Origin of the sequence: Micromonospora sp. DT44, assembly GCF_049841635.1 — a bacterium.
Classification (GTDB): domain Bacteria; phylum Actinomycetota; class Actinomycetes; order Mycobacteriales; family Micromonosporaceae; genus Micromonospora.
In genome coordinates this window covers 1-14,371 of the sequence record NZ_JBNCKS010000019.1, presented here as the reverse complement: position 1 = coordinate 14,371, position 14,371 = coordinate 1, and the positions used below count along the sequence as shown (strand labels likewise).

Annotated in this window: 9 protein-coding genes; 8 read left to right on the top strand and 1 reads right to left on the bottom strand. The window is 73.5% G+C overall.

Going from position 1 to position 14,371, the window contains the following annotated elements; genetic code table 11:
- Positions 1–2: 2 nt before the first annotated feature.
- The 4 genes from trpB (at position 3) to ACLQ25_RS13260 (ending at position 4,794) form a co-directional block, all read left to right on the top strand.
- Positions 3–1,241 carry a tryptophan synthase subunit beta gene (gene trpB / locus ACLQ25_RS13275; protein WP_425731186.1) on the top strand — a complete coding sequence of 413 codons (1,239 nt, stop codon included), beginning with the start codon at positions 3–5 and terminating at the stop codon, positions 1,239–1,241.
- A gap of 1 nt (position 1,242) precedes the next feature.
- On the top strand, positions 1,243–2,046 hold the full coding sequence (gene trpA, locus ACLQ25_RS13270) for a tryptophan synthase subunit alpha (protein ID WP_425731185.1): 804 nt from the start codon (positions 1,243–1,245) through the stop codon (positions 2,044–2,046).
- A gap of 286 nt (positions 2,047–2,332) precedes the next feature.
- Positions 2,333–3,592: a prolipoprotein diacylglyceryl transferase gene (gene lgt / locus ACLQ25_RS13265; protein ID WP_425731184.1), complete on the top strand. Its 1,260-nt coding sequence runs from the start codon at positions 2,333–2,335 to the stop codon at positions 3,590–3,592.
- 14 nt (positions 3,593–3,606) lie between these two features.
- Complete coding sequence (locus tag ACLQ25_RS13260) at positions 3,607–4,794, top strand: FAD-dependent monooxygenase (protein ID WP_425731183.1); 1,188 nt, start codon at positions 3,607–3,609, stop codon at positions 4,792–4,794.
- Between the two features lie 43 nt (positions 4,795–4,837).
- Here the strand turns inward: ACLQ25_RS13260 and ACLQ25_RS13255 are convergent, their stop codons facing one another.
- On the bottom strand, positions 4,838–5,683 hold the full coding sequence (locus tag ACLQ25_RS13255) for a GNAT family N-acetyltransferase (RefSeq protein ID WP_425731182.1): 846 nt from the start codon (positions 5,681–5,683) through the stop codon (positions 4,838–4,840).
- A 144-nt stretch (positions 5,684–5,827) separates the two neighbouring features.
- Between ACLQ25_RS13255 and gltB the strand changes: the two genes are divergently transcribed.
- The 4 genes from gltB to ACLQ25_RS13235 all read left to right on the top strand — a co-directional run bounded on the left by gltB (position 5,828) and on the right by ACLQ25_RS13235 (position 14,146).
- Positions 5,828–10,531 carry a glutamate synthase large subunit gene (gene gltB / locus ACLQ25_RS13250; protein WP_425731181.1) on the top strand — a complete coding sequence of 1,568 codons (4,704 nt, stop codon included), beginning with the start codon at positions 5,828–5,830 and terminating at the stop codon, positions 10,529–10,531.
- Positions 10,524–12,044 (top strand): glutamate synthase subunit beta, encoded by a 1,521-nt coding sequence (locus tag ACLQ25_RS13245; RefSeq protein WP_425731180.1) that lies wholly within the window; start codon positions 10,524–10,526, stop codon positions 12,042–12,044. Before gltB ends, ACLQ25_RS13245 begins: the two co-directional genes overlap by 8 nt.
- Before the next feature lie 172 nt (positions 12,045–12,216).
- Entirely contained in the window at positions 12,217–13,602 is a 1,386-nt protein-coding gene (locus tag ACLQ25_RS13240) for an MFS transporter (protein ID WP_425731179.1), read from the top strand.
- 58 nt (positions 13,603–13,660) lie between these two features.
- Positions 13,661–14,146, top strand: a complete 486-nt coding sequence (locus tag ACLQ25_RS13235) for a hypothetical protein (protein ID WP_425731178.1) — start codon at positions 13,661–13,663, stop codon at positions 14,144–14,146.
- Positions 14,147–14,371: the final 225 nt, after the last annotated feature.

Sequence of the window (14,371 nt, the reverse complement as noted above, 5' to 3'; positions counted from 1 at the left end):
CGATGAGCGCCGACGCGCTGGCCCCGGTGGCCGGTTCGCAGCCCGACTCCGCCGGCCACTTCGGCCGCTTCGGCGGTCGGTTCGTTCCCGAGGCCCTGGTGGCCGCGCTGGACGAGCTCGACGGGGCGTGGCGTACGGCGGTCGCGGACGAGTCCTTCCGGGCCGAGTTCGGCGCGTTGCTGCGCGACTACGCCGGCACACCGTCGCTGCTCTACGAGGCCCGCCGGTTCTCCGCGAAGATCGGCGCCCGGGTGCTGCTCAAGCGCGAGGACCTCAACCACACCGGCGCGCACAAGGTCCGCAACGTGCTGGGCCAGGCGCTGCTCACCAAGCGGATGGGCAAGACCCGGGTGATCGCCGAGACCGGGGCGGGCCAGCACGGCGTCGCCACCGCGACGGCCGCCGCCCTGTTCGACCTCGAGTGCGTGGTCTACATGGGCGAGGTCGACACCGAGCGGCAGGCGCTCAACGTGGCCCGGATGCGGATGCTCGGCGCCACCGTCGTCCCGGTCACGACCGGCTCGCGCACCCTCAAGGACGCGATGAACGAGGCGATGCGCGACTGGGTGGCGAACGTCGACGCGACCCACTACCTGATCGGCACCGCCGCCGGGCCGCACCCGTTCCCCGCGATGGTGCGTGACTTCGTCCGGGGGATCGGTGACGAGGCCCGGCAGCAGTGCCTCGACCTGACCGGCGAGCTGCCGGACGCGGTCACCGCCTGCGTCGGCGGCGGTTCCAACGCGCTGGGCATCTTCCACGCCTTCGTCGGCGACGAGACCGTCCGGCTGTACGGCTTCGAGGCCGGCGGGGACGGTGTGGCCACCGGCCGGCACGCGGCCAGCATCACCGGCGGGTCGGCGGGCGTGCTGCACGGCACCCGCACGTACGTCCTGCAGGACTCCGACGGGCAGACGTTGGAGTCGCACTCGATCTCCGCCGGCCTGGACTACCCGGGCGTCGGGCCCGAGCACGCCTGGCTGCACGACACCGGCCGGGCCAGCTACCTGCCCGTCACCGACGAGGAGGCGATGGCCGCCTTCGAACTGCTCTGCCGCACCGAGGGCATCATCCCGGCGATCGAGAGCTCGCACGCGCTCGCCGGCACCGTGACGCTGGCCCCGAAGCTCGCCGCCGAGCTGGGCCGGGAGCCCACCATCGTGGTGAACCTCTCCGGCCGGGGCGACAAGGACGTGCACACCGCCGGGGACTACTTCGGCATCCTCGACAAGGAGCGCTGAGGTGAGTCGCATCGGAGTGGCCTTCGACAAGGCCCGGGCCGACGGGCGGGCCCTGCTGGTGGGCTGTATGCCGGCCGGGTTCCCGACCGTCGAGGGCAGCATCGCGGCCATGACGGCGATGGTCGAGGCCGGCGTCGACGTCATCGAGGTGGAGATCCCGTACTCCGATCCGGTGATGGACGGGCCGGTCATCCAGAAGGCCAGCGACATCGCGCTGGCCGGCGGGGTCCGGACGGCCGACACGATGCGCATCATCGAGGCCGTCGCGGCGACCGGCGCGCCGGTCGTCACGATGACCTACTGGAACCCCGTCGAGCGGTACGGCGTGGACGTGTTCGCCCGTGACCTGGCCGCCGCCGGTGGCACCGGCCTGATCACGCCGGACCTGATCCCCGACGAGGCGGCGGAGTGGCTGGCCGCCTCGGACGCCCACGGGCTGGACCGCACCTTCCTGGTGTCGCCGTCGTCCACCGACGCGCGGCTCGCGATGACCGTCGAGCACTGCCGGGGCTTCGTCTACGCCACGGCGGTGATGGGGGTGACCGGCGCGCGGGCGCGTACCTCCGACGCCGCTCCCACGCTCGTCTCGCGGGTGCGCGGGGTCACCGACCTGCCCGTCGGGGTCGGCCTGGGCGTGGGCACGGGCGCGCAGGCCAGCACCGTCGCCGGGTACGCCGACGGGGTGATCGTCGGCAGCGCGCTGGTGCGGTGCGTCCTGGACGCCTCCTCCGAGGCCGAAGGGCTGGCCGCGCTGCGTACCCTGAGCGCCGAACTCGCCGAGGGCGTCCGCAACCCGGTCCGCTGAGCGCCGCTGCGGGCCGACCCGGTCCGCTGAGCGCCGCTGCGGGCCGACCCGGTCCGCTGAGCGCCGCTGCGGGCCGACCCGGCCCGCTTCCCTCGCCGCTCCTGCGGTACGGGTGCGACAACTCTGATGCCTGTGCGTCATCTTGGTGACGCACAGGCATCACGCTCGATCGGGTGCTGCCCGTCCTCTCCGGCGGCCCCGGCGGCGCGAGCCAGACGTCATTTCGACCGCGGTGCGGCGGCCCGGGGTGCCGCTGCGGGGGTGCGCAGCGGTAGCGTGTGCACCCGTGACCATCGCCTCGCTCTCCCCCCAGGCGGCCCTGCCCAGTCCCAGCACCGCCGTCTGGCAGCTCGGGCCGTTCCCGCTGCGGGCGTACGCGCTGTGCATCATCGCCGGCATCGTGCTGGCCTGCTGGGTGACCGAGCGCCGACTGCGCCGCCGGGGCGTCGCGCCCGGGGCGGTGCTCGACATCGCCGTCTGGGCGGTGCCCGCCGGCATCATCGGCGCCCGGATCTACCACGTGATCACCTCGCCGGAGAAGTACTTCGGCGCCGGCGGCGAGCCGCTGAAGGCGTTCTACATCTGGGAGGGCGGCCTCGGCATCTGGGGCGCGGTCGCGGGTGGCGCGGTCGGCGCCTGGATCGCGGCCCGGCAGCTCGGCATTCCGCTCAGTGTGGTGGCCGACGCGCTGGCCCCCGGGCTGCCGCTGGCCCAGGCGGTCGGCCGGTTGGGCAACTGGTTCAACAACGAGCTGTTCGGCGGCCGGACGACCCTGCCGTGGGGCCTGGAGATCCACCGGATGGATCCGGACAGTCCGGGGCACGCTCTGCGCGACGACGCCGGCCAGCCGATTCTCGAGCCGGGCCTCTACCATCCGACGTTCCTCTACGAGCTGGTGTGGAACCTCGGGGTGGCCGGGTTGGTCCTCGTCCTGGACCGGCGGCTGCGCCTCGGGCGGGGCCGGGCGTTCGCGCTGTACGTCATGGGTTACACCGCCGGCCGGTTCTGGATCGAGCTGATGCGCACCGACGAGGCGAACCAGATCTTCGGCGTACGCCTCAACGTGTGGACCGCGGCCCTGGTCTTCCTCGGCGCGCTGGCCTACTTCGTGCGGGTCCGTGGCCCCCGGGAGTTCCTGATCCCGATCGGCGCGGCGGCCACCGCCACGCCGCCCGCGACATCCGACCTGTCGCAGGTCGACGTCTCGGCACGCGAGACCAGCGCGCGCACCGCCGCCCCGGAGGGTTACCGGGTGGTCAGCGAGGAGCAGTACGACACCTGGCGGGACACCGGCGTGGCGCCACCGGAGCCGGCCGACGACGTGCGCCCGGACGGCGCCGAGTCATCCGCCGACGAGGCAGCCGACGGGGACCGCGCCGACGAGGCAGCCGACGGGGACCGCGCCGACGAGGCAGCCGACGGGGACCGCGCCGACGAGGCAGCCGACGGGGACCGCGCCGCCGAGTCGACGGACGGTACGCCCGAGGTGCGCGACGGGGCCCGGGCCGACGCCACCGGCGTACGCCCCGCCGACCGGGACAGCTGAGCGGGGGCGGTCCGATGCGAAGCGCGGTGGTGGTCGGCGCCGGGGTCGGGGGCCTCGCGGTCGCCGGCGCGCTGGCCCGGTCCGGGTGGCAGGTGACCCTGCTGGACCGTGCCGAGCGGGTTCGACCCGAGCCGACCGCCGTGGTGCTCTGGCCCAACGGTGTGCGCGCCCTGCAGGCCCTCGGCCTGGGCGCCGGTCTGGCCGCCATCGCCACCCCGCTGCCCGATGGCGGGGTACGCCGTCCGGACGGGCACTGGCTCGTGCAGCCCCGGCCGACGCCGGCCGACCGGATGCCGGTGGTGGTGCACCGCGAGGACCTGCACGACGCCCTGATCGCCGGCCTCGGCGACCGGGTCGAGCTGCGAACCGGGGTGACCGTACGCCACGTCCGTGTCGATCCGGGCGAACGACCGGGTGTGAACGACGGACGGCACACCATCGAGGCCGACCTGGTGGTCGCGGCGGACGGCACGGACAGCGTCATCCGCCGCCAACTGGCCCCCGAGTCCCGGGTGGTCAGCTCCGGCTGCGCCGCCTGGCGTGCCGTCATCCCCTGGTACCGGGCGCCCCGGCTGCCCGCCGACCAGCCGATCGCCGGCGAGGTGCTCGGCGCGGGCTACCGCTTCGTGGCCGCCTCGCTGGGCGAGCGGGGCTCCTCGGGTGGCTCCACGCGCGGCGGCATCTACTGGGTGGCCACGGCGGCCGGCGCTCCCCGCCCGGAGCCGCCGGAGACCCAGCTCGCTCTCCTGCGCCGCTGGTACGCCGGCTGGCCCGCGCCGATCGGCGCGCTGCTCGACGCCACCGACCCGAGCGACCTCGTTCAGCAGGAGGTGCGTGAGCTCCGCCCGCTGCCGCGCGCGTACGGCTTCGGGGTCGGGCCGGGCGGGGTGGTGCTGCTCGGCGACGCGGCGCACGCCATGCCGCCGCACCTCGGGCAGGGCGCCTGCCTCGCGTTCGAGGACGCCGCCACCCTCGCCTCCCTGCTGCGCGAGGCCCGGCTACCCGATGCCGTGCAGACGTACGACCGGGTGCGCCGTCCCCGGGCGGCGACCGTGGTCCGGCAGACCCGGCGGATGTCCGCGGTGCTGCAGACCCGGGGCCGGTTGGCGCTGCGTGCCCGTGACGCCGCGCTCGGCACGATCAACTCGCGGCTACTCTCCAGCGCCGCCGCCTCCGCGGCCCAGTGGCGTCCGCCGGCCTGACCGACTCGCGCTGGCGCGGCCGGCTTGGCGCCGGCAGGGCGGCTCAGGGAATCAGGGCGGCGGGTTCGGCGATGCAGGCGGTGCCGACGCGGCGGAAGCCGACCCGCAGGTAGACCCGGGCGATCTCCTCGCTGCCGGCGGAGAGGAAGACGAGCCCGGTCCCGGCGGCGAGCAGTTCGCGGGCGAGGGTGGCGGTCAGCGCGGCGCCCATTCCGCGCCGGCGGGCAGCCGGCAGGGTGGCCACTCCGGCGATCTCGGCGACGTCGTCCACGCGCATCGCCATGCCGCTGGCCAGCGCGCCCTCGGTCGGCGTGCCGGCCAACGCGGAGATCCGTCGACCGTCGGCGATGCGGGCCCGCTCCTCGTCGAGCGCGGCCACCTCCAGCTCGGTGACGGCCGCGTCCCGCTCGGCCGGTCCGGCCTCGCCGGGCGCGGTGCCGGGGACGCCGAACGCCACGGCCGCTACGGCCCGCCGGGCGGCGACGTCCGCGGCGAAGTCGGGCGAGTCCGCCGCCACCACCCGCACGGGTACGTCGGAGAGCGTCGCCGGGTCGGGCAGGGCGGCCGGGTCGAGGACCATCAGCGGGGCCTCCAGCACGGACAGCCCGGCCGAGCGGGCCACCGCGAGGAGCTCCGGGGTCGTCTCGTGCACCCACTCGAACGCCTCCGGCAGGCCCAACTTCCGTTGGCGTTCCCGCACGGATGTCACGTCGGCCAGCGACGGCGCCTCGGTGGCCTCGATCCGCGGACGGGCGTAGAACGGCCACCCGGCGCCTTCGCGCACGAACAGCACCAGGCCACCGTGCTCCTCGACACCGGCGACATCACGGGGCACCGCGTCGTAGAAACGTTCCAACCGGTCGAAGATGTCCTTGCGCACCGAATCCACCGCGCGAGACTACACGTCCCAGACTCTGGACGGTGTGATCAATCTTGAGTGGCCTTGTGCCCCCAGCCCTAACGTAGACTCAATAGACCCACGGGCCGACGTCGTCCCCACCATGATCCAACCTGAGTGACGACAGGAGGCCCGGTGGCTCAGCCGTACGCGGATTCGACACAGCCGCACCCGCACAGCCCGCAAGCGTCCCCGACGCCCGGCCCCCGCCCCGAGGCCCAGGGCCTCTACGACCCGGCGCAGGAGCACGATGCCTGTGGGGTGGCCTTCGTGGCGGACCTGTACGGCCGACGGTCCCATTCCGTCGTCGCCAACGGGCTCGGCGCGCTCTGTCGCCTGGACCATCGCGGTGCCCGGGGCGCGGAGCCCAACACCGGCGACGGCGCCGGCATCATGATCCAGGTTCCGGACGTGTTCCTGCGCGCCGTCGCCGAAGTGCCGCTGCCGCCGGCCGGCGAGTACGCCACCGGCCTGGTCTTCCTGCCCGACGATGACGCCGCCGAGGCGCGCGCCCGTCGGGTGGTCGAGAAGTACGCGCTGGTCGAGGGCGCGGACCTGCTCGGCTGGCGGGACGTGCCGATCGAGCCGGACGGGCTCGGCGACACCGCCCTGGCGGCCATGCCCCGGGTCCGGCAGGTCTTCGTGGCCGCGCACCGCCTCACCGATTCGCCCGCCGGGCCGGCCGGCTCCCCGCTGCGCGGCATCGAGCTGGACCGGGTGGCGTTCTGCCTGCGTAAGCAGGCCGAGCGGGAGACCGCCGAGCGGGGCGTTCCGGCGTACTTCCCGTCGCTGTCCAGCCGCACCATGGTCTACAAGGGCATGCTCACGCCCGACCAGCTGCCGGCGTTCTACCCGGACCTGCGCGACGAGCGGGTCGACAGCGCGATCGCGCTGGTGCACTCCCGCTTCTCCACGAACACGTTCCCCTCGTGGCCGCTGGCGCACCCGTACCGGTTCATCGCCCACAACGGCGAGATCAACACGATCCGCGGCAACCGGAACTGGATGCAGGCCCGCGAGGCGCTGCTGCGCTCGCCGAACGTGCCGGGCAACATCCGGCGTGTCTTCCCGGTCTGCACTCCCGCCGCCTCGGACTCGGCGAACTTCGACGAGGTGCTGGAGCTGCTGCACCTGGCCGGTCGGAGCCTGCCGCACGCGGTGCTCATGATGATCCCGGAGGCGTGGGAGAACGACCCCGGCATGGAGCCGGACAGGCGGGCGTTCTACCGCTTCCACGCGAGCCTCATGGAGCCGTGGGACGGGCCGGCGTCGGTCGCCTTCACCGACGGCGAGATCGTCGGCGCGGTGCTGGACCGCAACGGGCTGCGCCCGGGGCGCTGGTGGCAGACCGACGACGGTCTCGTGGTGCTGGGCTCCGAGGCGGGCGTGCTCGACCTCGACCCCTCCCACGTGGTGGCCAAGGGCCGGCTCCAGCCGGGCCGGATGTTCCTGGTCGACACCGTGGCCGGCCGGATCGTGCACGACGACGAGATCAAGTCCGAGCTGGCCGCCGCCGAGCCGTACGCCGAGTGGCTGCACGCCGGGCTGATCGAGCTGGACGACCTGCCGGCCCGCGAGCACACCGTCTACACCCACGACTCGGTACGTCGCCGCCAGCAGACCTTCGGCTACTCCCAGGAGGAGCTGAAGGTCCTGCTCGCGCCCATGGCGCGGACCGGCGCGGAGCCGCTGGGCTCGATGGGCACGGACACCCCGATCGCGCCGCTGTCGACGCGGCCGCGACTGCTCTACGACTACTTCCACCAGCTCTTCGCACAGGTCACCAACCCGCCGCTGGACGCCATCCGCGAGGAGCTGGTGACCAGCCTGGCGTCGACGATCGGGCCGGAGGGCAACCTGCTCGACCCGACCGCGGCGAGCTGCCGGCAGATCGTGCTGCCGCACCCGATCATCGACAACGACGAGCTGGCGAAGATCCTCTCCATCGACGAGGACGGTGACCTGCCCGGCTTCAAGGCCGTTCGGGTGTCCGGCCTGTACCGCCTGCGCGACGGCGCGGCCGGGATCAAGGCGCGGCTGATCGAGATCTGCCGGCACGTCTCCGAAGCCATCGAGGACGGCGTGCGCATCCTGGTGCTCTCCGACCGGGACTCCAACGCCGATCTCGCGCCGATCCCGTCACTGCTGCTCACCGCCGCCGTGCACCAGCACCTGGTCCGCGAGCAGACGCGTACGCAGGCGGCATTGATCGTGGAGTCCGGCGACTGCCGGGAGGTGCACCACGCGGCGGTCCTCATCGGGTACGGCGCGGCGGCGGTCAACCCGTACCTGGCGTTCGAGTCCGTGGAGGACATGATCGCCACTGGTGCGCTCGCCGGGGTGGAGCCGGCCGCAGCGGTGCGCAACTACGCCAAGGCGCTCGGCAAGGGCGTCCTCAAGATCATGTCCAAGATGGGCATCTCGACGGTCTCGTCGTACTGCGGCGCGCAGGTCTTCGAGGCGGTCGGCCTGGACAGCCGGCTCATCGACAGGTACTTCCGGGGCACCCCGAGCCGGATCGGCGGCGTCGGCCTGGCCGGTGTGCACGCCGAGGTGGCCGCCCGGCACGCGCTGGCCTGGCCGCCAGCCGGCACCGCCGACTCGGACCGGCTGGAGGTCGGTGGCGAGTACCAGTGGCGTCGCGAGGGTGAGCTGCACCTGTTCAACCCGGAGACGGTCTTCCTGCTGCAACACGCCACGCGCAGCCGGCAGTACGACGTCTTCCGCCAGTACACGTCCAAGGTGGACGCGCTCGCCGCGCAGGCCGGCTCGCTGCGGGGCCTGTTCACCCTGCGCACCGGGGTCCGTCCGCCGGTGCCGATCGAGGAGGTCGAGCCGGCCACCGAGATCGTAAAGCGGTTCGCCACCGGCGCCATGTCGTACGGCTCGATCTCGGCCGAGGCCCACGAGACGCTCGCCATCGCGATGAACCGCCTCGGCGGCAAGTCCAACACCGGTGAGGGCGGCGAGGACGTCGATCGGCTGCACGACCCGCTGCGCCGCTCCTCGGTCAAGCAGATCGCCAGCGGTCGGTTCGGCGTGACCAGCGAATACCTGGTCAACGCCGACGATCTCCAGATCAAGATGGCCCAGGGCGCGAAGCCCGGTGAGGGCGGCCAGCTACCGGGCAACAAGGTCTGGCCGTGGATCGCCCGTACCCGGCACGCCACCCCCGGTGTCGGCCTCATCTCGCCGCCGCCGCACCACGACATCTACTCGATCGAGGACCTGGCGCAGCTCGTGCACGACCTGAAGTGCGTCAACCCGGCGGCTCGGGTGCACGTCAAGCTGGTCAGCGAGGTGGGCGTCGGCACCGTCGCCGCGGGCGTGGCCAAGCTCAAGGCCGACGTCATCCTGATCTCCGGGCACGACGGCGGCACGGGCGCGTCCCCGATGAACTCGCTCAAGCACGCCGGCACCCCGTGGGAGCTGGGCCTGGCCGAGGCGCAGCAGACGCTGCTGCTCAACAAGCTGCGTGACCGGGTCACCGTGCAGGTCGACGGCCAGCTCAAGACCGGCCGGGACGTCCTGGTCGCGGCGCTGCTCGGGGCCGAGGAGTTCGGCTTCGCGACCGCGCCGCTGATCGTCTCGGGCTGCGTGATGATGCGGGTCTGCCACCTGGACACCTGCCCGGTCGGCATCGCCACCCAGAACCCGGTGCTGCGCGAGCGGTACACGGGCACCCCGGAGTTCGTCGAGAACTTCTTCCTGTTCCTCGCCGAGGAGGTCCGGGGGTACCTGGCCGAGCTGGGCCTGCGGTCCATCGAGGAGGCGATCGGGCAGAGCGAGCTGCTCGACGTGGCCCCGGCGCTGTCGCACTGGAAGGCCCACGGGCTCGACCTGGCTCCCGTCCTGCACCTGCCGGAGCTGCCCGCCGGCACCGTCCGACGCGGGATCCGCGCCCAGGACCACGGCCTGGAGCACGCCCTGGACAACGAGCTGATCGCGCTTGCCGCCCCGGCGTTCTCCGAGGGCGCGCCGGTGCGGGTCGAGGTGGCGGTGCGCAACGAGCACCGCAGCGTCGGCGCGATGCTCGGCGGCGAGGTGACCCGCCGCTTCGGCGGCGACGGCCTGCCCGAGGACACCATCGAGTTCGTGCTGCACGGCACCGCCGGCCAGTCGTTCGGCGCCTTCCTGCCCAGGGGCGTCACCCTGCGGCTGCACGGCGACGCCAACGACTACGTGGGCAAGGGCCTCTCCGGCGGACGCATCGTCGTGCGTCCGGACGCCGCCGCGCCGTTCCTCGACCCCGACGCCGAGCCGGGGCAGCGCGCGGAGGACCAGATCATCGCCGGCAACACCATCCTGTACGGCGCGACGGCGGGCGAGGTCTTCCTGCGCGGCCGGGTGGGGGAGCGGTTCGCGGTGCGCAACTCCGGCGCGGTCGCCGTCGTCGAGGGCGTCGGCGACCACGGCTGCGAGTACATGACCGGCGGCACCGTGGTGGTGCTCGGCGCGACCGGCCGCAACTTCGCCGCCGGCATGTCGGGCGGGACCGCGTTCGTGTACCGGTTGGACCGGTCCCGGGTCAACGCGGAGCTGGTCGACCTGGCGCCGCTGCGCGAGCAGGAGCAGACGCTGCTGCACGAGCTGATCCAGCGGCACGTCGCCGAGACCGGTTCCGCGGTCGCCGAGGAGCTGCTCAAGCGCTGGCCGGAGGCGGTGGCCGAGTTCACCGCCGTGGTGCCCCGCGACTACCGCCGGGTGCTGGAGATCATGAAGGCCGCCGAAGCCGCCGGCCACGACGTCGACGACGCGGTGATGAGCGCGCTCAGCGCGCCGGCCGCGTCCGTGCCGCCCGCGCCGCGGGCGGCCACCCCGGAGGTGGCCCGTGCCTGACCCGAACGGTTTCCTGCGTTACGACCGGCGTCTGCCGGCCCGCCGTCCGGTGCCGGTGCGGATCAGCGACTGGCGGGAGGTCTACCCGCCGGCCGGTGAGGAGCTGGTCCGCGAGCAGGCCACCCGGTGCATGGACTGCGGCATCCCGTTCTGCCACGACGGCTGCCCGCTGGGCAACCGCATCCCGGACTGGAACGACCTGGTGCGGACCGGCAACTGGGACGCCGCCGTGGAGTCGCTGCACGCCACCAACAACTTCCCGGAGTTCACCGGGCGGCTCTGCCCGGCGCCCTGCGAGGCGGCGTGCGTGCTCGGCATCGCCGGCGGCCAGCCGGTGACGATCAAGCAGGTCGAGGTGGAGATCGCCGACGCGGCGGCGGCCCGCGGGTTCACCCCGCGCCGGATCCCGACGCCGTCGGGCCGGTCGGTTGCCGTAGTCGGCTCCGGGCCCGCCGGTCTCGCCGCCGCCCAGCAGCTCGCCCGCGCCGGTCACGCGGTGACGGTGTACGAGCGCGACGACGCGATCGGTGGCCTGCTCCGGTACGGCATCCCCGACTTCAAGTTGGAGAAGCGGCACATCGACGCCCGGTTGGCCCAGCTCACCGCCGAGGGGGTGCGTTTCCGCACCGGCGTGAACGTCGGCGTCGACGTCACCGCCGAGCAGTTGCGCGCCGAGCACGACGCGGTGCTGCTGGCCTGCGGCGCGTTGCAGGGTCGGGACACTCCCGAGACGCCGGGTCGGGCGCTTCGGGGCGTACACCAGGCGATGGCGCACCTGGTCGCGGCGAACCGGGCGGTCGCGACCGCGACCACCGACGAGGCCGCCGAGCGTCGGTTGGCGCGGGCGGTGCTGCCGGACGGCACCCCGATCGACGCGGCCGGCAAGCACGTGGTGATCATCGGTGGCGGTGACACGGCGGCGGACTGCCTCGGCGTCGCGCACCGGCAGGGCGCTGCCGGTGTGCACCAGCTCGACCTTTACCCGCAGCCGCCGACCGAGCGCGACGAGGCCCGGGACCCGTGGCCGACCTGGCCGTGGCTCCTGCGCAACTACCCGGCGCACGAGGAGGGCGGAGAGCGGGTCTTCGCCGTGGCGGTGCAGGAGTTCGTGGACGACGGCACGGGTCAGGTGCGGGCGGTACGGATCGCCGAGGTGACGGTCGAGAAGGTGGACGGCCGGCGGGTGCTGACCGTGGTGCCGGGCTCCGAGCGGGAGCTGCCCGCCGACCTGGTCCTGCTGGCGATCGGGTTCGAGGGCACCGAGCGGCAGCCGCTGTTGGAGCAGTTCGGGGTGGCCCGCAACGCCCGGGGCGCCGTCGACGCCCGGGACGACTGGCAGACCGACGCGGACGGCGTGTTCGTGGCCGGGGACATGCACCGGGGCGCCTCGCTGATCGTGTGGGCCATCGCGGAGGGGCGCGCGGTTGCCGCCGCGATCCACGGCTACCTCGGTGGTGTCGGCGCGCTGCCCGCCCCGGTCGGGCCGGCCGCGCAGCCACTGGCAGCCCGTTGAGCTGAGGGGGGTCCGGTCGGCGCGACGGCGTGTCGCCGCGCCGACCGGACATTCCCCGAGGTGAGACCCTTCACAAATCTGGGCAAAAAGGTTTAGGTCGGCAAGACTTGTCGGCTGCCGAACCGCCCCGCGATCGGCTCGTCGTCATGTCGTCGATCGCTGGAGGTTCGTCGTGGCCACGGGTGCCACCTTCGCCGCGCTGCGCCACCGTAACTACCGGATCTGGGCGCTCGCCGGTTTCGTCTCCGTCATCGGTACGTGGATGCAGGTGCTCGGAGTCAACTGGTACGTGCTGAAGGAGACCGGCTCGGCGACCTCGATGGGCATCGCCGTGCTGCTCCAGGCGGCCCCCACGCTGCTGTTGAGCGTCTGGGGCGGTGTGCTGGCCGATCGTCTTCCCGCCCGTCCGCTGCTGATCACCGCCCAGGTGGCCCACGCCGCGTTCGCCGCGTGCCTCGCGGCGGTCGCCCTGACCGGGGTCGGCGGCCTCCCGCTGATCTTCGCGATCTCCCTGGCCAGCGGCGCTGTCTCGGCGATCGAGGGGCCCGTCATGGGCCGCTGGTCCTCGACCCTGGTGGACCGCGAGACGCTGGGCAACGCGCTGGCGCTCGGTTCGCTCACGAACTCCGCCGGACGCATCCTCGGCATGAGCCTCGGGGCAGTCGGCGTCGCCGTCGTCGGCCCGGCGCTGCTCTTCGGCATCAACGCGGCGAGCTTCGCCGCCGTGGTGGTGGCGCTGTTCGCCGTACGGCCGGGGGCCGTGGTCGGTGCGGAGGCTCCCGGTGGCCCGACCCGCCCCGGTATCCGCGCCGGCTTCTCCTACCTGCGCGGACAGCCGGTCCTGCTGCTCGCGCTCGCCCTGTCGTTCGTGCTGGGCAGCCTCGGTCGCAACTACCAGGTGACGATGGCGGCGATGAGCGACGGACCGCTGGCCGCCGGCGCCTCCGGTTACGGCCTGCTGTCCACGGTGTTCGCGGTCGGGACGGTGGTGGGCGCGCTCGCCGCCGCACGCCGGCGGTCGCTGAGCTACGGGACGTTGGTCGGCGCCGGCCTGCTGGCCAGCGGTCTGCAGATCGTCGCGGGTCTCGTCCCGGGCGTCTGGAGCTTCGCCGCGGTGATCCTCCCGATCGCCGCCGCCGCGGTCGTCATCGACACCACCGTCGGCACCCGTGCCCAACTCGACACCGATGGCGCGATGCGCGGCCGGGTACTCGCCGCGCTCGCGGTCACCGGCTCGGTCTCGGCCGCGGTCGGCGCCCCGCTGCTGGGCTGGCTGGCCGAGCATGCCGGGCCACGGCAGACGCTCGTCCTGGCCGGCTCGGTCGCCGCGATCGCCACCACGGCGGCGGCGGTCGCCCTGGACCGGCAACACGGCCGCGCCGCCCCCCTCACGCTTGTCGTCCCACGGCCGCGCCATCCGGTACGACGGGCGGCGTGGCGGGCGGCCCGCGTTGTACGGCCCGCCGGTGCGGTGTGCGTCGTCGCCACCGGTGGCACCGCCACGCGTCCGCTCCGACTGGGCGAGCTGGCCCTCGCGGGCGAGGCCGCGCGGCACTGAGACAGCGGTCACCGCTTCCGGGACCGGGCGACACTAAGATCATCGTTACGCTGCGATCATGGACAACGAGGAGCGGTTGCGGCGTACCCGCCGGTGGCTGTGGATCGTGCTGATCGGCCTCTTCCTGAGCGGGGCCACCGCGTTTCCACTGGAGATCGAGGTGCGCTGGCTGCTGCGCGCGCTGGACCCGCTCGCCGGCCAGTTCCCGGCGCTGGTCGGCTGGATCGATCGGGTCCACACGGGACTCGTGACCGCCGACCGGGACTACCCGTTCCTGCTCTACGGCACCGACTGGCTGGCCTTCGCCCACCTGGTGCTGGCGGTGGCGTTCTGGGGGCCACTGCGCGACCCGGTGCGCAACGTCTGGGTGGTGCAGGTCGGCATGATCGCCTGCGCGGGGATCATCCCGTTGGCGCTGATCTGCGGCCCGATCCGGGACATCCCGTGGTTCTGGACGCTCGTCGACCTGTCCTTCGCGGTCGGGGCGTTCCCGCCGCTCTGGTTCGCCTACCGACACATCCGCGCCATCGAGTCAAACCCCTAACCCCGCCCCCCGCCCCGGCCCCCGCCCCACGCCCCCCCGCCGATCATGGAGTTGTGGTGGGCGAAAGCTTCACCTGTGCCCGACATGCGGGGCACCACAACTCCATGATCGACGCGGTGGGCGAGACGGGCGACGTGGGCCGCAGACCCTAGATGATCGATTCCAAGGGGTCAGTGGTCGTAGGCGGTCAGGGATCGCATGACCGGTTGGCCGGTGTGCCAGTTG

Bases quoted from the DNA above. Each gene is read 5' to 3' on its own strand.
- trpB (WP_425731186.1), top strand. From the start codon at position 3: ATGAGCGCCGACGCGCTGGCCCCGGTGGCCGGTTCGCAGCCCGACTCC.
- ACLQ25_RS13260 (WP_425731183.1), top strand. From the start codon at position 3,607: ATGCGAAGCGCGGTGGTGGTCGGCGCCGGGGTCGGGGGCCTCGCGGTC.
- ACLQ25_RS13235 (WP_425731178.1), top strand. From the start codon at position 13,661: ATGGACAACGAGGAGCGGTTGCGGCGTACCCGCCGGTGGCTGTGGATC.